Origin of the sequence: Burkholderia sp. 9779_493 (genome assembly GCF_015712215.1) — a bacterium.
GTDB classification, from domain to species: Bacteria; Pseudomonadota; Gammaproteobacteria; order Burkholderiales; family Burkholderiaceae; genus Burkholderia; species Burkholderia cenocepacia.
Genome location: NZ_JACCQA010000002.1, coordinates 42,380 through 59,745 on the forward strand (window position 1 = coordinate 42,380; position 17,366 = coordinate 59,745).

Here is a 17,366-nt window from a genome sequence, read left to right on the forward strand (position 1 = left end):
TTGGTCGGTCAGTTGCGGTTTCGGTGAAGGGGGAAGGCGGCAGCTACGAGCGTCATGCACCCGGGCCGGGGCGCGTGCGGTTCGCAGGTTTGCCGGACGGAGCCGGGGTGGCGAGGAAGGCGAGCAGGTCGGCCATGCCGGTGCCCGTGCCGTCGGGCGGCGCGCCGAGTTCCTCGGCGGGCGCGCCCGTGCGGTTGAGCCAGAACGTCGTGTAGCCGAACCAGGTGGCGCCAGCGACGTCCCACGCGTTCGACGACACGAACACGATGCCGCGCCGGTTCGCCCCGAACGCGGCGGTGCCGAGCGCGTAGGCGGCCGGGCTCGGCTTGTACGCGCGCACGGTGTCGGCCGACAGCACGCGATCGAACAGCCCGGACATGCCGGCGCTCTTGATCGCGATGTCGAGCATCTGCGGGGTGCCGTTGGACAGGATCGCGAGCGGCGGGCGCGGTTCGAGCGCGCGCAGCTTGCGCAACGCGGGCACCGTGTCGGGATAGGTCGACAGGCACGCGTATTCGTCCATCAAGCGCTTCTCGGCCGCGCTATTCAGCGCGAGCCCGAGCCGGCGCGCGGCGAACCGCAGCGCATCGAGCGTGATGTCCCGGAACGGGCGGTAGCGGGCGCCGGCCGGATCGGCGAGCGTGCGCAACTGCGAGTATTCGATCTGCTTGCGTCGCCACAGCTGCGACAACCGTTCCCCGTGACCGGGAAACATCTGCTCTGCCGCGGCCAGCACGGCACGCACGTCGAACAACGTGCCGAAAGCGTCGAAGAGAATGGCGTCGGGAGAGGAGAGTGTCGTTGTGGCCGACATAGCCTTGCGCTCCAGTTTCAGAGGTCGGGTCGATTCTATTCGTGATCGAAGGTGCTAAAAAAGACGCTAATCATCACTTGATCTTTTACTTTCATATACCTAATCTTGAGCGGCTCACGCTATTTGAAGGGCGGCGATGCCGTCGCCGAGAGTCATGGACCGGTTCAAACAGATCGAAACGTTCGCCGCGGTCGCGGCGAAAGGCAGCCTGTCGGCGGCGGCGCATGCGGAAGGCGTCGCGCCGGCGATCATCGGGCGCCGCCTCGACGCGCTCGAGGAGCGGCTCGGCGTCAAGCTGCTGGTGCGCACGACGCGCAAGCTCACGCTGACGTTCGAGGGCTCGGCATTCCTCGAGGATTGCCAGCGCATCATCAACGACATGCAGAACGCGGAAGCGAGCGTGTCCGCCGGCGGCGTCAAGGCGAGCGGCCACCTGCGGATTTCCGCGCCGGCCGGCTTCGGCCGCCGGCACGTCGCGCCGCTCGTGCCCGAATTCAGCGTCGGGCACCCCGACGTGTCGGTCACGCTCGACCTGTCCGACCGGATGGTCGATCTCGTCAACGAAGGGTTCGATTGCGCGGTGCGGCTCGGCGAGCTGCCCGACTCGTCGCTGGTGTCGCTGAAGCTCGGCGAGAATCGCCGCGTGTGCGTCGCGTCTCCCGCATATCTCGCGCGGCGTGGCACGCCGGTCACGCTCGCGGAACTGGCGCGGCACAACTGCCTGGCCCTGGCGGCGAACGCGAACCAGCAGCGCGGCTGGGCGTTCCAGGAGGACGACAAGGTCGTGTCGATCCGCGTGAACGGCACGATGGAATGCTCGGACGGCGCGGTGCTGCACGAGTGGTGCCTCGCAGGCCATGGCCTCGCGTGGCGCTCGTGGTGGGAAGTCGGCGAGGACATCGCGGCCGGGCGGCTCGTCAGCGTGCTCGACGCGTTCGCCGCGCCGCCGATCGGCATCCACGCGGTGTTTCCGCAGCGCCGGCATCTGCCGCTGCGGGTGCGCCTGTTTCTCGATTACCTGAAGCACACGTACGAGCGGCCCGGTTATTGGGGCGAATAGGCGGGGGCGACGCGCGCCCGCGTGTTTCCGATATGAGGGCGAACCCGCTGGCGGTGCGGCTGGCGCGATTTCGCACACTACAATCGTAAGAGGCATGCGCGTCGTGTCGCGGCCGGCTCGGCTGGAGCCGCGGCGCGCGGCGTGCGATTGACGAAGGAGGGCGCGATGTTCCGGCACATCCTCGTTCCAACCGACGGTTCCGAACTGTCGCAGAAGGCGATCGACGGTGCGATCGACCTGGCTCGTGCGGTCAGCGCGCGCGTGACGGCCTACGCGTGCCTGCCGCAATATCCGTACTCGCCGTTTTCCGAAGTGATCATCGAGCCGCCCGCCGATTTCCGCGCGCGCAGCGAGCGCGAGGCGCGTGCGCATCTCGACGAGGTGGAAGCGGCCGCGCAGGCGGCCGGGGTCGAGTGCGACACGTGGACGAGCGTGCACCCGTCGCCGTATCTCGGCATCATCGAGGCGGCCGAACGCGGGGGGTGCGACGTGATCTTCATGGCGTCCCACGGACGCCGCGGGCTCGGCAGCCTGTTGATCGGCAGCGAGACGCAGCGCGTGCTGACCCATACGAAAATTCCGGTGATCGTCTATCGGTAGGGCAGCGCCGGCCGTGGCCAGGCGGGCTGCACCGTAGAAAAAGGGCGCGCCGGACGAAGCCGGCGCGCATCGTTGCTGGCGGCCCGCAGGCCGCGCGGCCGGTCGCGCGATCGGTGTCGCGCGCCTGCCGTCTCCTCCCTGATTGTTGTTCCGGTGGCCGATGCCGCGGCGGCGCGAGACGCGGCAGGCATCGGCGTCACGCCTGGGCGTGTTACGCGACCTTCTTGCCGTCGAAGAACTGTTCGTCCTCGGTCGACCCGTGCAGCGCGGTCGTCGACGCTTCGCGCTCGACCGTCTGCGTGACCGCGTCGAAGTAGCCCGTGCCGACCTCGCGCTGGTGCTTGACGGCCGTGAAGCCCTTGTCGGCGGCCGCGAACTCGGCCTGCTGCAGTTCGACGAATGCGCTCATCTGCGTGCGGGCATAGCCGTGCGCGAGGTTGAACATCGAGTAGTTCAGCGCATGGAAGCCGGCCAGCGTGATGAACTGGAACTTGTAGCCCATCGCGCCGAGCTCCTTCTGGAACTTCGCGATCGTCGCGTCGTCGAGGTTCTTCTTCCAGTTGAACGACGGCGAGCAGTTGTACGACAGCAGCTTGCCCGGGAACTGCTTGTGGATCGCTTCCGCGAACTTCTTCGCGTACTCGAGATCCGGCTTGCCGGTTTCGCACCAGATCAGGTCGGCGTACGGTGCGTACGCGAGGCCGCGCGAGATCGCCTGTTCGAGGCCCGGCTTCGTGCGGAAGAAGCCTTCGACCGTGCGCTCGCCGGTCAGGAACGGCTTGTCGTTGTCGTCGACGTCGGATGTGATCAGGTCGGCGGCTTCCGCGTCGGTGCGGGCCACCAGCACGGTCGGCGTACCCATCACGTCAGCCGCGAGACGCGCGGCCGACAGCTTCGCGACGGCTTCGCGCGTCGGCACGAGCACCTTGCCGCCCATGTGGCCGCACTTCTTCACCGACGCGAGCTGGTCCTCGAAGTGAACGCCCGACGCACCGGCCTCGATCATCGCCTTCATCAGTTCGAACGCGTTGAGCACGCCGCCGAAACCGGCTTCCGCATCGGCGACGATCGGCGCGAAGAAATCGACGTAGCCTTCGTCGCCCGGATTCTTGCCTTCCGACCACTGGATCTGGTCGGCGCGCGTGAGCGTGTTGTTGATGCGCTTGACGACGAGCGGCACCGAGTTCGCCGGGTACAGCGACTGGTCCGGGTACATTTCGCCCGCGACGTTCGCGTCGCCGGCGACTTGCCAGCCGGACAGGTAGATGGCCTTCAGGCCGGCCTTGACCTGCTGCATCGCCTGGTTGCCGGTCAGCGCGCCGAGTGCGTTGACGAACGGCTCGTTGTTGATGAGGTTCCACAGTTTTTCCGCGCCGCGCTTGGCCAGCGTGTGCTCGATCGGGATCGAGCCGCGCAGGCGGACCACGTCCTCAGCCAAGTAGCCGCGCTTGATGCCCTTCCAGCGCGGATCGGTTTCCCATTGCTGCTGCAGTTCCTGTGCCTGTTGCTGACGCGACATGATGAGCTCCTTGATGCGAGGTATGCGTGACGGTCCGAATCCGACGGGGTGATGCTGTTCGCGAGGGAAGCGAGGCGTTCCGTTCCGCGAGGTCTTGTATAAGAGTCTAGGCAAATCGTCGGGAGCGAAACAGGGGCTATCGCGGGAAGTGTCGATTTTTTTAGTTGTTTTGAATCAATGGGTTGCTTGCATCATTTCGAGATAAGAAATGCATTTTCCTATCCCGCAATCACACGGGTTGTGCCGTGCAGCATGATTTTTTACGACACAAAAAAATTTCCCGCATCGTGAAATTTCGACAAGGCGAAAAAAAACCGGCGCGGATGCGCCGGTTGGCTGGATGGGCAGGGCGCCGATCCGCGGGGCGGCCGCGGGGCCGCCCGGGTGTGCTTACGATGCCGAATTGCTGCGGCGCGGGCCGCCGCTGCGTTGACCGTCGCGACGCGGGCCGCCGTCACGGCTGCCGCCCGGCTTGCCGCTCCAGCCGCCGCCATTGCCGCCGCCGTAGCTGCGGCCGTTGCCGTTGCCGCCATAACCGCCGCCCGGCTTGCCGCCGAAACGACGACCGCCGTTACCGCCGCCCGGACGGCCGCGGCCGCCGTTGCCGCCGTTACGCGGGGGCGCCTTGCGCGGCTCGAAACCTTCGATCACGTTGACCGGCAGCGGCGAGCGCACGAAGCGCTCGATGCGCTTGAGCGCGCCTTGCTCGGCGTGGTGCACGAGGCTCACCGCGATACCCGAACGGCCCGCGCGGCCGGTACGGCCAATACGGTGCACGTAGTCTTCCGCGAACTTCGGCAGGTCGTAGTTGAACACGTGCGTGATGCCCGGGATGTCGATGCCGCGTGCCGCGACGTCGGTGGCCACCAGCACGCGCACGCGGCGCTCGCGCAGCGCACGGATCGTGCGGTTACGCGCGCCCTGCGGCAGGTCGCCGTGCAGCGCGGCCGATTCGAAACCTGCGTCGGCAAGACGGCCGGCGAGCTGGTCGGCATCGATCTTGGTCGCCGTGAAGATGATCGCCTGGTCGAGCGCGTCGTCGCGCAGCAGGTGATCGAGCAGGCGATCCTTGTGATCGCGGTCGTCGACGTAATGGACGGTCTGCGCGATGTTCGCGCGCGATTCCAGGCGCTGCTGGATCTCGATGCGCTCGGGGTCCTTCAGCAGGCGGCTCGTCAGCGAACCGATCTTGCCGTCGAGCGTGGCCGAGAACAGCATCGTCTGGCGCGTGTCCGGCGTGGCGTCGACGATCGTTTCGATGTCTTCGATGAAGCCCATGTCGAGCATGCGGTCGGCTTCGTCGAGCACGAGCATCTTCAGTTCGGACAGGTCGATGCGGCCGCGCTCGAGGTGATCGAGCAGGCGGCCCGGCGTGGCAACCAGGATTTCCGGGTTCTTCGCGAGCAGCATCAGCTGCTGGCCGTACGCGACGCCGCCGAGGATGCTGACCGTGCGCAGGCGCTTCAGGTGCTTGCCGTACGTCGAGGCGGCCGTCGTGACCTGCATCGCGAGTTCGCGGGTCGGCGTCAGCACGAGCAGGCCCGGGCGCGCGACGGGTTGCGGGCGGCGCACGCGGCGGTCGCCCTGGTTCGGTTCACGCGGCGCGCGCGGTTGCTGCGCCTGCGTCTTCTGGAGCTGCGCGAAACGTTCGATCGCGGGCAGCATGAATGCGGCGGTCTTGCCCGAACCGGTCGGGCTCGACACCAGCAGGTCGCGGCCGGCGATGCCGGCCGGAATCGCGCGCTGCTGGACCGGCGTCGGCTTCACGTAGCCGGCGGCCTGCAGCGCGGAGACGATCTCCGGCGACAACCCGAGCGACGCGAAGCTCGGCTCGTCCGACGCCGGTTCGACCGCGGCCGGTGCGGCGGCGTCGTCGAGACCGAGCGCCTGGTCGGCGATCGCGTTGAGCGGGCTGGAGTTGATGCTCGAAGTCATAACAATCCTTGAAACACAGTGGGTGAAACGTCGGCGCCAATCGCGCATACCCAAGTCGTCGGATTCAGCGAGCAAATCGGGAAACGGGTGCAATCCGCCGAACCGTCGGCGGATGAGGCATTAGAAGCTGTTTTGGGTGCGGCGCGCTTCAGGAGCGGGGCCGCCAGCCTAGTTGACGACCGCAAGGGTCGAAGCAGGAGGGGACAGGTTCTAAACCGGATTGGAGCTTAACGCTACGAGGCGTCGGGCCGGAACGGCTTGCGAGCCGAGCGCGGGAGGTGACGCAGGCCGCATTATAAAGAAATTTGCTGCGCTGCGCCACTGATTTGATTGCCGATTGCGGCGGCGTCGATTCCGTCAGGACGCCGTGCCGTTTTTCAGCGATTCGACGAGTTCGATGTACTGCTGCTTCGCCGCATCCTGCGATGTGCCCTTCAGCGCTTCCCAGGCATCGTACTTGTATTTGCCGACGATGTCGGTGAAACCCGGCTTGTCGCCGTGCGCGTCGCCGTCGGTCGCCTGCTTGAAGAGCGCGTACAGGCGCAGCAAGGTCAGGTTGCCCGGCCGTTCCGTCAGTTGCTTGACGTCGATCTGGGCCTGGTCGAATTGGGCGGTGAGTTCGCTCATCGGGTGTCTCCGTAAGGGTTTCAGATCGGCCGATCTTAACAAGCGGACCGTCGCGCGGGGTCGAGCGATCCTTCCAAACCGCCGCCGGCGCCGCCCGTGCGCACAGATCGGGCCCGATCGCCCGTGGGAGCGGGGCGGCGCATTACAATGTCGGCCATGACGCAAACAGTGCTCCTCGCCATCGATACGTCGACCGAATACTGCTCGGTCGCGCTGCTGCGCTCGGCCCACGCCGATGACGCCGTTTCCACCCCGCAAACCTGGGTCCGTCACGAGCCGACGGGCGCCGTGTCGAGCACGCGCGTGCTGCCGGCGATCCAGGAACTCTTCGCCGAATCCGGGCTGACGCTCGCCGATTGCGACGCGATCGCGTTCGGCGCGGGCCCCGGCTCGTTCACCGGCCTGCGGACCGCGACGGGCATTACCCAGGGCCTCGCGTTCGGGGCCGGGCTGCCGGTCGTGCCGATCGGCACGCTGCTCGCGTGCGCCGAGCATGCGCGCCTGCGCGCACCCGGCACGACCCGCGTGCTCGCCGCGCTCGACGCGCGGATGGATGAAGCGTACTGGGCGGATTTCGCGTGGGACGACGGCATCGGCGACTGGCGCACGCTGCAGCCGGCGTCGCTCGACGCACCGGGCGCCGTCGGCGTACCCGACGTGCCGTTCACGCTCGCCGGCAATGCGGCTGCCGCGTTCGGCGCGCAGTTGCCGGCCGCCGCACGGGCGGCCGCGATCGACGGCGACGCGATGCCGCACGCACTGGCGGTCGCGCATGCGGCGCTGCGTGCGTTCCGTGCCGGACGTGCGGTGCCGGCCGACCAGGCCGCGCCCGAGTACGTGCGCGACAAGGTCGCGCAGACGACTGCCGAGCGCATCGCGGCACGGGCCGCGCAGACGGGCGGAGCGAAGGGATGACGGGCGTCCTGCTGAGCGACCGCTATCTGGCGCCGATGACGGACGCCGATCTCGACGAGGTCGTCGCGATCGAGCACGTCGCGTACGAGTTCCCGTGGAGCCGCGGCAACTTCGAGGATTCGTTGCGCAACGGCTATCTGGGCGTATGCCTGCGGCACGTGACGGGGTCGCTCGTCGGCTATTGCGTGCTGATGCCCGTGATCGACGAGATGCATCTGCTGAACCTGTGCGTCGCACCGGCCGCGCAGCATGCGGGCGCGGGCCTCGCGCTGCTGCGCGAGGCCGTGCGCATTTCGCGCGCGGAGGGGCTCGATGGCGTGCTGCTCGAAGTGCGGCCGTCCAATCCGCGCGCGATTCATCTGTACGAGCGCTTCGGCTTCGTGACGATCGGCCGGCGCAAGAACTACTATCCGGCGAAGCATCGCAGCCGGGAGGACGCGATCGTGATGCGTCTGACGCTGAACAAGGACGAGGGGGACGCGCATGGCATGGGCTGAAGCGGCGCTCGAGGAACTGGGCCTCGCGCAGATCTGGGTGCGGCGCGGGCAGCGCGCGGATGAAGGCGCGGCAGCCGAAGCGCCTGCCGTCGCACCAACCGCGGCGGCCGACGACGGTTCGGCCGTCGCGGTCGAGCGGCCGGTGCGTGCAGCGCATGCGCCGGTGCAGGGCGATGCGCCGACGGCGGTCCCGCGTGGCGCTGCCGAGGGCTTGCCGGCGCGCGAGTCGCGGGCGCCGGCGCACGGTGTCGTCGACGGCGATCGTCCGCGCGCGCAGGCTGCATCGCCCGCATCGACCGATACGATGCCGCCGACGGGCGATGCGCCGCCGGCGGCAGACGACGATTTCGCGTGGTTCGACGCGGCGCCGCCGGGCGAATCCGTGCCCGTGCCGGCCGCCGAATCGCGCCCCGCCGGCGCACCGGTCGCCGCGCTCGACTGGGATGCGCTGGCCGCCCGCGTGGCCGACTGCACGCTGTGCCGTCTGTGCGAGAAGCGGACCAACACCGTGTTCGGCGTCGGCGATCGCGAAGCGGACTGGATGCTGATCGGCGAAGCGCCGGGCGAGAACGAGGACAAGCAGGGCGAGCCGTTCGTCGGCCAGGCCGGCAAGCTGCTCGACAACATGCTGCAGTCGCTGTCGCTCAAGCGCGGCGACAACGTTTACATCGCGAACGTGATCAAGTGCCGGCCGCCCGGCAACCGCAACCCGGAGCCGGACGAAGTCGCGAGCTGCGAGCCGTATCTGCAGCGCCAGGTCGCGCTCGTGAAGCCGAAGCTGATCGTCGCGCTCGGCCGTTTCGCGGCGCAGACGCTGCTGAAGACAGACGCGAGCATCGCGTCGCTGCGCGGCCGCGTGCATGCGTACGAAGGCGTGCCGGTGATCGTTACCTACCACCCGGCCTATCTGTTGCGCAGCCTGCAGGACAAGTCGAAGGCGTGGGCCGACCTGTGCCTCGCGCGCAATACGTTCCGGCGTGCGGAAGGCGCCGACGCGAACGGCCCGGCCGGGCAATGACGAGCGACGCGGCGTTCGCATTCGTCGACACGCTGCATGACGTCGCGGTGCGCGATCTGGGCTGGCTGCTGGCCAGCCCGAGCCTGCTCACCGCGGTACCGGGCGCGCCGCTCGCGTGCCCATGGCCGGATGCGGCGGGCCAAGCGGCCGTCGAGGCGTGGCTCGCCGCGCTCGATGCGCAGCCGGGGCCGCTGCATCGCGCGCTCGACGGATTTCGGCCCACCCGGCTGGGCCGCTACGCCGAATGCCTGCTCGAGTACTTCCTGACGCACGGGCCGTCGCTGCGGCTCGTCGCGGCCAATCTGCCACTGCGCAGCAACGGCCGCACGCTCGGCGAAGTCGATTTTCTCGTCGATGCGCCGGACGGCCGGCGCCTGCACTGGGAACTCGCGGTGAAGTGTTATCTGTGCGCGCCGGTCCGCGACGGCGCGTCGCTCGCCGATTTCGTCGGCCCCAATCTCGTCGACCGGTTCGATCGCAAGCGCAGCCGGCTGCTCGACCATCAGTTGCGGCTCGGCGAACACGACGGCTTTGCCCGGCTCGGCTACGGCGCGCCGTCCGATGCGCAGATGTTCATCAAGGGCTGGCTGTTCCATCCGCACGGTGCGCCGGTGCCGCCGGTGTCCGCCGAAATCGCGCCGGATCACCCGCGCGGTTTCTGGCTGACGCACGCGCAGTGGCCGGCGTGGGCGGCCGCGCAGCGGGACGGCGCGGCATGGAGCGTGTTGCCGAGACTGGCGTGGCTGGCGCCGCGGCGGGCTGCCGCCGACGCGGGTTTCGCGCCCGAGCCGCTGGCGCGCGCGCTGGCGTTGCCGCCCGTGCTGGCGACGCGCCAAGCGCCTGATCTGATCGCGGTCCATGAGAAGGGTAGTGACGGCACGTGGCGCGAGACGGCGCGCGGTTTCGTCGTGCCCGACGACTGGCCGGTGCGCGCGCAGGCGTTCGCGGCGCAGGATCACTGACCCCGCGTCAGCGGGCGCTCACCACCAGCGATGAAAGTGATGGACCGGGCCGACGCCGTGGCCGACGTCGAGGTGGCCGCTCGCGGCGATCGCACCGGTCAGGTAGGTCTTTGCTTCGCGTACCGCGCTTTCGAGGTCGGGCTGCTGCGGCAGCAGCGCGGCGATCGCCGACGACAGCGTGCAGCCGGTGCCGTGCGTATTGCTGACCGGCACGCGCGCGCCGTCGAGCCGCACGGTGCGCGTCGCTTCGACGAGCCAGTCGGGGCTGGCGGACGCGTCGGGCAGGTGGCCGCCCTTCATCAGCACCGCGCGGGCGCCCGTCTGCAGCAACGCGCGGCCTTGCCGCACCATCTCGTCTTCGGTGGTGGCGGGTGCGTCGTTCAGCAGCGCGGCCGCTTCGGGCAGGTTCGGCGTGACGACCGTCGCGAGCGGCAGCAGCGTGTCGCGCAGCGCGTCGACGGCATCGGGTGCGAGCAGCGCGTGGGCGCTCTTCGAGATCATCACCGTGTCGAGCACGACGAAGCGCGGCGCGTAACGGCGCAGCGCGTCGGCCACCGCCTGCACGATCGTTGCGTTCGCGAGCATCCCGATCTTGACCGCATCGATGCGGATGTCGCCGAACACCGCGTCGAGCTGCGCGGTCACGAACGCGGCGTCCGGCGCATGCACGCCCGTCACGCCGCGCGTGTTCTGCGCGGTCAGCGCGGTGATCACGCTCGCGCCGTACGCGCCGAGCGCGGAGAACGTCTTCAGGTCGGCCTGAATGCCTGCGCCGCCGCCCGAATCGGAGCCGGCGATCGTCAGGATGTTGGGTATCGGGTGCGTCATGAGGGCAACGCGCCGGTTCGAGGCCCGGCGCCGGCGGACGGAAACGGAGAGTGTAGCGTCAGTGCCGCGATTCGCCGATCAGCGCGACCGAGTCGAACTGGCGCTGGTTCGCCTGGTGGCGGCGCATCACGAGCCACATCGTCAGGCACACGAACGTGCCGAACAGCACGATCACGACGCCGACCGGTACGTCGAGCCACACGAGCACCGCATACAGGCACAGCATCACGAGCACCGACAGGTTCTCGTTGAAGTTCTGCACCGCGATCGAGTGGCCGGCCGACAGCAGCACGTGGCCGCGGTGCTGCAGCAGCGCGTTCATCGGCACGACGAAGTAGCCGGACAGCGCGCCGACGCCGATCAGGAAGATGTAGGCGACGATCAGGTAGAACGGCAGGCGCAGATGGCCGAAGTGCACGGCCCAGTGCGACGGAAACAGATCGCGCGTGTAGAACGCCATCAGCATCACCGCGATGCCCATGACGATGCCGACGGGCAGCACGGTCAGCGACTTCTTCAGCGGAATCCGGGCGGCCGCGGCGATCGCGCCGGCCGCGACGCCGACCGCGACCACGGCCTGCAGGATCGCGCCTTCGGACAGCGACATGTTGAGCGACACCTCGGCCCACTTCAGCACGATGAACTGCAGCGTCGCACCCGCGCCCCAGAACAGCGTGGTGACCGCCAGCGAAATCTGGCCGAGCTTGTCGCGCCAGAGCACCATGAAGCAGTCGGCGAAATCGGTGAGCAGCTTGACCGGGCCGCGTTCCTGCTTCGGGTAGCGGGCGCCGGTGTCGGGAATGCGCAGGTTGAACAGCGCGGCGACCACGTAGATGGCCATGATGATCGCCATCGCGGCTTCGGCCGGCGTGCCGATCCAGGCGGGCGTGTGCGCGATCACGTGCGACGCGATGTGCGGGCTGATCAGCGCGCCGCCGAGCACGGTGCCGAGGATGATCGAGCTGACGGTCGTGCCTTCGATCCAGCCGTTCGCGGCGACCAGCCGGTCGGCCGGCAGCAGCTCGGTGAGAATTCCGTATTTGGCGGGCGAGTAGGCCGCCGCGCCGAACCCGACGATCCCGTACGCGATCAGCGGGTGGGCGCCGAACAGCATGATCAGGCAGCCGATCACCTTGATCGAGTTGGTGATGAACATCACGCGGCCCTTCGGGCGCGAATCCGCGAAGGCACCGACATACGCCGCCAACACCACATACGACAACACGAAGAACAGCTTCAGCAGCGGTGTCATCCAGTTGGGGGCGTGGAGGTCTTTCAGCAGGGCGATGGCGGCGATGAGAAGCGCATTGTCGGCCAGCGACGAGAAAAACTGCGCGGCCATGATGGTGTAAAAACCTTTTTTCATCTGATGCGATGCTTTCGTCGCTGCGGCAGGGCCGCGTAGGCCGCCTGGTATGCGATCGGCTTATTCCGTTCGAAATGGGTTGTGCGCACGGCTTTATAACATGAAAATACGCGAATTCGGACTAGCAAGATTCCCCGATCGTTCCGCAAATTGTCGGCTTCGGTGCTCAAAAGGCGCGGTAAGCTGATGATTCGCAAGCGTCTTTACGTAAATTTCCCATGCCGCGCCCGATCTCCGCCACCATCCACACCGCCGCTCTCGCGAACAATCTCTCCGTCGTCCGCCGCTTTGCCGGCCCGTCCAAGGTCTGGGCGGTCGTCAAGGCCAACGCGTACGGCCACGGTCTCGCCCGCGTGTTTCCGGGCCTGCGCGGCACCGACGGCTTCGGCCTGCTCGACCTCGACGAGGCCGTGAAGCTGCGCGAGCTCGGCTGGGCCGGCCCGATCCTGCTGCTCGAAGGCTTCTTCCGCTCGACCGACATCGACGTGATCGACCGCTACAGCCTGACCACGACCGTCCACAACGACGAGCAGATGCGGATGCTGGAAACGGCGCGGCTGTCGAAGCCCGTCAACGTGCAGCTCAAGATGAACAGCGGGATGAACCGGCTCGGTTACGTGCCGGAGAAATACCGCGCCGCGTGGGAGCGCGCCCGCGCGTGCCCCGGCATCGGCCAGATCACGTTGATGACCCATTTTTCGGACGCGGACAACGAGCGCGGCGTCGCCGAGCAGCTCGCGACGTTCGAGCGCGGCGCGGAAAACATCGCCGGCGCGCGCAGCCTCGCGAATTCGGCGGCCGTGCTGTGGCATCCGGATACGCACTTCGACTGGGTGCGGCCGGGGATCGTCCTGTATGGCGCGTCGCCGTCCGGGCTGTCGTCCGATATCGCGGATACCGGGCTGAAGCCGGCGATGACGCTCGCGTCCGAGCTGATCGCGGTGCAGACGATCGCGAAGGGCCAGGCGATCGGCTATGGCTCGACGTTTTCCGCGCAGGCGCCGATGCGGATCGGCGTGGTCGCGTGCGGTTACGCGGACGGCTATCCGCGCGTTGCGCCGGAAGGCACGCCCGTGATCGTCGACGGCATCCGTACGCGGATCGTCGGTCGCGTGTCGATGGACATGATCACCGTCGACCTGACGCCGTGCCCGCAGGCCGGCGTCGGCGCGCGGGTCGAACTGTGGGGCAACGCGCTGCCGATCGACGATGTCGCGCGCCATTGCGGGACGATCGGCTACGAGCTGATGTGCGCGGTCGCCGGCCGCGTGCCGGTGCGAGCGGAATAAGGGCGTCGCGCGTGGCCAAACAGAAAACCGTTTACGTCTGCAGCGAGTGCGGCGGACAGACCCCGAAGTGGCAGGGGCAGTGCCCGTCGTGCCAGGCCTGGAACACCCTCGTCGAATCGGTCGCCGAGTCGCCGGCCGCCCATCGCTTCCAGTCGCTCGCGAAGCGGGCGCCGGTGCAGCGCCTCGCCGACATCGAGGCCGCCGACGTGCCGCGCTTCTCCACCGGCATCGGCGAATTCGACCGCGTGCTGGGCGGCGGGCTGGTGCCGGGCGGCGTCGTGCTGATCGGCGGCGATCCGGGCATCGGCAAGTCGACGCTGCTGCTGCAGTCGCTCGCGGATATCGCGAGCGAGCGGCGCGCGCTCTATATCAGCGGCGAGGAATCGGCCGCGCAGATCGCATTGCGCGCGCAACGGCTCGCATTGCTCGACGGCGGCGCACCGGCTGCCGAACTGAAGCTGCTCGCCGAGATCCAGCTCGAGAAGATCCAGGCCGCGATCGATACGGAGCGGCCGGACGTGGCCGTCATCGACTCGATCCAGACCGTCTATTCGGACGCGCTCACGTCGGCGCCCGGCTCGGTCGCGCAGGTGCGCGAATGCGCGGCGCAGCTCACGCGCATCGCGAAACAGTCGGGCACCGCGATCATCATGGTCGGGCACGTGACGAAGGAGGGCAACCTGGCCGGCCCGCGCGTGCTCGAGCACATCGTCGACACGGTGCTGTACTTCGAAGGCGACACGCACTCGTCGTTCCGGCTCGTGCGCGCGTTCAAGAACCGCTTCGGCGCGGTCAACGAGCTCGGCGTGTTCGCGATGACCGAGCGCGGGCTGCGCGGCGTAGCCAACCCGTCCGCGCTGTTCCTGTCGCAGCACGAGCAGGTCGTACCCGGGTCGTGCGTGCTCGTCACGCAGGAAGGCACGCGCCCGCTGCTCGTCGAAATCCAGGCGCTGGTCGATACCGCGCACGTGCCGAACCCGCGCCGGCTCGCGGTCGGCCTCGAACAGAACCGGCTCGCGATGCTGCTCGCGGTGCTGCACCGCCACGCGGGCATCGCGGCCTTCGATCAGGATGTGTTCCTCAATGCGGTGGGCGGCGTGAAGATCACCGAGCCGGCCGCCGACCTCGCGGTGCTGCTCGCGATTCACTCGTCGATGCGCAACAAGGCGCTGCCGAAAGGGCTGATCGTGTTCGGCGAGGTGGGGCTGGCGGGCGAGATCCGGCCGTCTCCGCGCGGGCAGGAACGGCTGCGCGAAGCGGCGAAGCTCGGCTTCACGTCCGCGCTGATTCCGAAGGCGAATGCGCCGAAACAGCCGATCGAAGGGCTGAACGTGATGGCCGTCGAGCGGCTCGAGCAGGCGATCGACCGCGTGCGCGATCTTGAATGAGCGGCGCGGGCCCGCGCGCGGACCGTACATCGCCCGGCGATCTGTCGCGTAATTCGCTGTAAAGAATATGTAGGCTGCTGTAACCCGCCGGACATCGCTTTTCCCTATCCTTTGCCGGATTGTCGAACCGCGCAATGCGAAGGGAACCTATGTTGAAATCGTACGGGGAAGCGCCTGGCGGACGCCTTTACAACCTGCGCGGCTGCCGCGTGTCGGAGCCGATTCGCCAGCCGTGGGGCGGCGGATGCCGGATCGTCGAATGGATCGACGAAGAAGGGCGCCTGGCGCGCAAGGTCGTATCCGAGGATGTGACGGAAGCGGAAGTCGCCGCGGCGATCCGCCGGCCGATCAAAGGGCGCCGGCACCTGATGGGCGACGACGAGCAGATGCCGCGCGACACGCTGCCGCGCCGCTGAGCGGCTCGCGCGGCCGGCCGACGGGCCGGGCAACTACGTCAAACGCAATGAAAACGAGGCCGGGCCAACGCGCCCGGCCTCATCGTTTCCGGATGCGGCGCGGCCGGGCGGATTCGTGGGGCGGTGACGCCCCGACGCGCTGCACCACCGATGAAGCGATCATCGGCTGATGGCGCGCCGGCGGCCGCGCTCAGCCGATCTGCTCGAGTTCTTCCTGCACGGCGAGCCAGTCCGCCTCGACCGTCTCGAGCCGGGTGTTGACCTCGCCGAGCTTGCGAATCGCCTCGGTCAGCTCCGTCTTGCGCGCGGCCTCGTAGCTGGCCGGATCGGCGACGAACGCATCGAGGCGCGCCTTCTCCGCGTGCAGCGTTTCCATTTCCTTTTCGAGCTTCGTGATGCGGTTCTGCAGCGGCTTCTTCAACTGCGACAGCCGCTGGCGTTCCTCGGCCGCCTGGCGCTTCTGATCCTTGCGGTTGACGCCCGGATCGGCGCCCGCGGCGGCCGCGCTGTCGGCCTTGGCGGCCGCGCGCTGCTCGGCCGCGTGCTGCAGCAGCCAGTCGCGGTAGTCGTCGAGGTCGCCGTCGAACGGCTGCAGCCGGTGCTTCGCGACCAGCATGAACTGGTCGGTCGTCGCGCGCAGCAGGTGGCGATCGTGCGACACGAGGATCAGCGTGCCTTCGAACTGCGCGAGTGCCATCGTCAGTGCGTGGCGCGTTTCGAGGTCGAGGTGGTTCGTCGGTTCGTCGAGCAGCAGCAGGTTCGGCTTCTGCCAGATGATCAGCGCCAGCGCGAGGCGGGCTTTTTCGCCGCCCGAGAACGGCCCGACCGGGCTCGTCGCCATGTCGCCCGAGAAATTGAAGCCGCCGAGGAAGTCGCGCAATTCCTGCTCGCGCGTGTCGGGCGCGAGCCGCGCCAGATGCGCGAGCGGCGAGTCGTCCTCGCGCAGCGTTTCGAGCTGGTGCTGCGCGAAATAGCCGATCGTCAGCCCCTTGCCGTCGCGCACGTGCCCCGACAGCGGTGCGAGCGTGCCGGCCAGCGTCTTGATCAGCGTCGACTTGCCCTGGCCGTTCGCGCCCAACAGGCCGATGCGCTGGCCGTTCTGGATCGACAGCGCGACGCGCTCGACGATCGGGATGTCCGTTCCGTCGTCGGCATGGTAGCCGCAGCGGACGTCTTCCATCACCATCATCGGGTTCGGCGCGGCATCGGGCGTGCGGAATTCGAACGTGAACGGCGACGCGATGTGCGCGGGCGCGATCAGCTCCATCTTCTCGAGCGCCTTCATCCGGCTTTGCGCCTGCTTGGCCTTGGTCGCCTTGGCCTTGAAGCGGTCGACGAAGCTCTGCAGGTGCTCGATCGTCTTCTGCTGCTTTTCGTACGCGCTTTGCTGCAGCGCCAGTTGCTGCGCGCGCAGCACTTCGAACTGCGAGTAGTTGCCGCCGTAGCGCTTCACCTGGCGGTTTTCCAGATGCAGCGTGACGTTGCAGATCGAATCGAGGAATTCGCGGTCGTGCGAAATCACGACGAGCGTGCCGGGGTAGCGATGCAGCCAGTCTTCGAGCCAGACGATCGCGTCGAGGTCGAGGTGGTTCGTCGGTTCGTCGAGCAGCAGCAGGTCGGAGCGGCACATCAGCGCCTGCGCGAGGTTCAGCCGCATGCGCCAGCCGCCGGAGAAGCTCGCGACGGATTCGCGCGTCTGCGCGAGCGTGAAGCCGAGGCCGAGCAGCAGCGCTTCGGCGCGGGCCGGCGCGGTGTAGCCGTCGGCATCGGCGAACGCCGCGTGCGCGTCGGCTTCGGCGGCGCCGTCATGCGCGGCCGATGCGGCGGCGATGCGGGCCTCGATCTCGCGCAGCGCGGTATCGCCGTCGAGCGTGTAGTCGAGCGCCGAGCGGTCGACCGCGGGCGTTTCCTGCGACACGTGGGCGATCCGCCACGACGGCGGCATCGAGAAATCGCCGGCGTCCGAGTGCAGCTCGCCGCGCAGGACGGAAAACAGCGTCGACTTGCCGGCGCCGTTCGCGCCGATCAGGCCGGCTTTCTCGCCGGGATTGAGCACGAACGAGGTCGACTCGAACAGCGGCTTCGTGCCGCGCGCAAGGCTGAACTGATTGAAACGGATCACGGCGGAAATG

At 68.2% G+C, this 17,366-nt stretch carries 16 protein-coding genes; 9 read left to right on the forward strand and 7 right to left on the reverse strand.

Annotated features, from left to right (window positions below; genetic code table 11):
• Window positions 1–52: 52 nt before the first annotated feature.
• Window positions 53–814: a haloacid dehalogenase type II gene (locus H0X95_RS01760; RefSeq protein WP_006498665.1), complete on the reverse strand. Its 762-nt coding sequence runs from the start codon at window positions 812–814 to the stop codon at window positions 53–55.
• 154 nt (window positions 815–968) lie between these two features.
• On the opposite strand from H0X95_RS01760, the gene H0X95_RS01765 reads away from it, so the two are divergent.
• Together H0X95_RS01765 and H0X95_RS01770 are read left to right on the forward strand one after the other, a co-directional pair.
• On the forward strand, window positions 969–1,874 hold the full coding sequence (locus H0X95_RS01765; RefSeq protein WP_006481938.1) for a LysR family transcriptional regulator: 906 nt from the start codon (window positions 969–971) through the stop codon (window positions 1,872–1,874).
• 165 nt (window positions 1,875–2,039) lie between these two features.
• Window positions 2,040–2,474, forward strand: a complete 435-nt coding sequence (locus H0X95_RS01770; RefSeq protein WP_006481942.1) for a universal stress protein — start codon at window positions 2,040–2,042, stop codon at window positions 2,472–2,474.
• Window positions 2,475–2,685: 211 nt separating this feature from the next.
• On the opposite strand, the gene aceA is transcribed toward H0X95_RS01770, so the two are convergent.
• The 3 genes from aceA to H0X95_RS01785 form a co-directional block, all read right to left on the reverse strand.
• Window positions 2,686–3,993, reverse strand: coding sequence for an isocitrate lyase (gene aceA / locus H0X95_RS01775; RefSeq protein WP_006498666.1), 1,308 nt, complete (start codon window positions 3,991–3,993; stop codon window positions 2,686–2,688).
• A 390-nt stretch (window positions 3,994–4,383) separates the two neighbouring features.
• Window positions 4,384–5,928, reverse strand: a complete 1,545-nt coding sequence (locus H0X95_RS01780) for a DEAD/DEAH box helicase (RefSeq protein WP_059720683.1) — start codon at window positions 5,926–5,928, stop codon at window positions 4,384–4,386.
• Between the two features lie 357 nt (window positions 5,929–6,285).
• Window positions 6,286–6,555, reverse strand: a complete 270-nt coding sequence (locus tag H0X95_RS01785; protein WP_006478462.1) for an acyl-CoA-binding protein — start codon at window positions 6,553–6,555, stop codon at window positions 6,286–6,288.
• Between the two features lie 147 nt (window positions 6,556–6,702).
• On the opposite strand from H0X95_RS01785, the gene tsaB reads away from it, so the two are divergent.
• The 4 genes from tsaB to H0X95_RS01805 are packed head-to-tail and all read left to right on the forward strand — an operon-like array spanning window position 6,703 to window position 9,947.
• Window positions 6,703–7,470, forward strand: coding sequence for a tRNA (adenosine(37)-N6)-threonylcarbamoyltransferase complex dimerization subunit type 1 TsaB (tsaB, locus tag H0X95_RS01790; RefSeq protein ID WP_048989261.1), 768 nt, complete (start codon window positions 6,703–6,705; stop codon window positions 7,468–7,470).
• The gene (gene rimI, locus H0X95_RS01795; RefSeq protein ID WP_006486170.1) at window positions 7,467–7,967 is read left to right on the forward strand and encodes a ribosomal protein S18-alanine N-acetyltransferase; all 501 of its coding nucleotides are present in this window, start codon (window positions 7,467–7,469) and stop codon (window positions 7,965–7,967) included. The genes tsaB and rimI overlap by 4 nt, the downstream gene beginning before the upstream one ends.
• Complete coding sequence (locus tag H0X95_RS01800; RefSeq protein ID WP_034201580.1) at window positions 7,954–8,985, forward strand: uracil-DNA glycosylase; 1,032 nt, start codon at window positions 7,954–7,956, stop codon at window positions 8,983–8,985. The genes rimI and H0X95_RS01800 overlap by 14 nt, the downstream gene beginning before the upstream one ends.
• Window positions 8,982–9,947, forward strand: a complete 966-nt coding sequence (locus tag H0X95_RS01805; protein WP_006498670.1) for a DUF1853 family protein — start codon at window positions 8,982–8,984, stop codon at window positions 9,945–9,947. The genes H0X95_RS01800 and H0X95_RS01805 overlap by 4 nt, the downstream gene beginning before the upstream one ends.
• Window positions 9,948–9,965: 18 nt before the next feature.
• Here H0X95_RS01805 and thiD read toward each other — a convergent pair whose 3' ends face one another.
• The gene (gene thiD / locus H0X95_RS01810; RefSeq protein ID WP_048989263.1) at window positions 9,966–10,775 is read right to left on the reverse strand and encodes a bifunctional hydroxymethylpyrimidine kinase/phosphomethylpyrimidine kinase; all 810 of its coding nucleotides are present in this window, start codon (window positions 10,773–10,775) and stop codon (window positions 9,966–9,968) included.
• A 58-nt stretch (window positions 10,776–10,833) separates the two neighbouring features.
• The gene (gene lplT, locus H0X95_RS01815) at window positions 10,834–12,141 is read right to left on the reverse strand and encodes a lysophospholipid transporter LplT (RefSeq protein ID WP_006488251.1); all 1,308 of its coding nucleotides are present in this window, start codon (window positions 12,139–12,141) and stop codon (window positions 10,834–10,836) included.
• 218 nt (window positions 12,142–12,359) lie between these two features.
• Between lplT and alr the strand changes: the two genes are divergently transcribed.
• The 3 genes from alr (at window position 12,360) to H0X95_RS01830 (ending at window position 15,234) form a co-directional block, all read left to right on the forward strand.
• Window positions 12,360–13,430, forward strand: coding sequence for an alanine racemase (gene alr / locus H0X95_RS01820; protein ID WP_006488243.1), 1,071 nt, complete (start codon window positions 12,360–12,362; stop codon window positions 13,428–13,430).
• 11 nt (window positions 13,431–13,441) lie between these two features.
• Entirely contained in the window at window positions 13,442–14,818 is a 1,377-nt protein-coding gene (radA, locus tag H0X95_RS01825) for a DNA repair protein RadA (RefSeq protein WP_006488230.1), read from the forward strand.
• 149 nt (window positions 14,819–14,967) lie between these two features.
• Window positions 14,968–15,234 (forward strand): DUF2866 domain-containing protein, encoded by a 267-nt coding sequence (locus H0X95_RS01830; protein ID WP_006488228.1) that lies wholly within the window; start codon window positions 14,968–14,970, stop codon window positions 15,232–15,234.
• Between the two features lie 190 nt (window positions 15,235–15,424).
• On the opposite strand, the gene H0X95_RS01835 is transcribed toward H0X95_RS01830, so the two are convergent.
• Window positions 15,425–17,356, reverse strand: coding sequence for an ATP-binding cassette domain-containing protein (locus tag H0X95_RS01835; RefSeq protein WP_048989265.1), 1,932 nt, complete (start codon window positions 17,354–17,356; stop codon window positions 15,425–15,427).
• Between the last annotated feature and the right edge of the window lie 10 nt (window positions 17,357–17,366).

Bases quoted from the DNA above. Each gene is read 5' to 3' on its own strand.
- H0X95_RS01760 (WP_006498665.1), bottom strand. From the start codon at position 814: ATGTCGGCCACAACGACACTCTCCTCTCCCGACGCCATTCTCTTCGAC.
- H0X95_RS01765 (WP_006481938.1), top strand. From the start codon at position 969: ATGGACCGGTTCAAACAGATCGAAACGTTCGCCGCGGTCGCGGCGAAA.
- H0X95_RS01770 (WP_006481942.1), top strand. From the start codon at position 2,040: ATGTTCCGGCACATCCTCGTTCCAACCGACGGTTCCGAACTGTCGCAG.
- aceA (WP_006498666.1), bottom strand. From the start codon at position 3,993: ATGTCGCGTCAGCAACAGGCACAGGAACTGCAGCAGCAATGGGAAACC.
- H0X95_RS01780 (WP_059720683.1), bottom strand. From the start codon at position 5,928: ATGACTTCGAGCATCAACTCCAGCCCGCTCAACGCGATCGCCGACCAG.
- H0X95_RS01785 (WP_006478462.1), bottom strand. From the start codon at position 6,555: ATGAGCGAACTCACCGCCCAATTCGACCAGGCCCAGATCGACGTCAAG.
- tsaB (WP_048989261.1), top strand. From the start codon at position 6,703: ATGTCGGCCATGACGCAAACAGTGCTCCTCGCCATCGATACGTCGACC.
- rimI (WP_006486170.1), top strand. From the start codon at position 7,467: ATGACGGGCGTCCTGCTGAGCGACCGCTATCTGGCGCCGATGACGGAC.
- H0X95_RS01800 (WP_034201580.1), top strand. From the start codon at position 7,954: ATGGCATGGGCTGAAGCGGCGCTCGAGGAACTGGGCCTCGCGCAGATC.
- H0X95_RS01805 (WP_006498670.1), top strand. From the start codon at position 8,982: ATGACGAGCGACGCGGCGTTCGCATTCGTCGACACGCTGCATGACGTC.
- thiD (WP_048989263.1), bottom strand. From the start codon at position 10,775: ATGACGCACCCGATACCCAACATCCTGACGATCGCCGGCTCCGATTCG.
- lplT (WP_006488251.1), bottom strand. From the start codon at position 12,141: ATGAAAAAAGGTTTTTACACCATCATGGCCGCGCAGTTTTTCTCGTCG.
- alr (WP_006488243.1), top strand. From the start codon at position 12,360: ATGCCGCGCCCGATCTCCGCCACCATCCACACCGCCGCTCTCGCGAAC.
- H0X95_RS01830 (WP_006488228.1), top strand. From the start codon at position 14,968: ATGTTGAAATCGTACGGGGAAGCGCCTGGCGGACGCCTTTACAACCTG.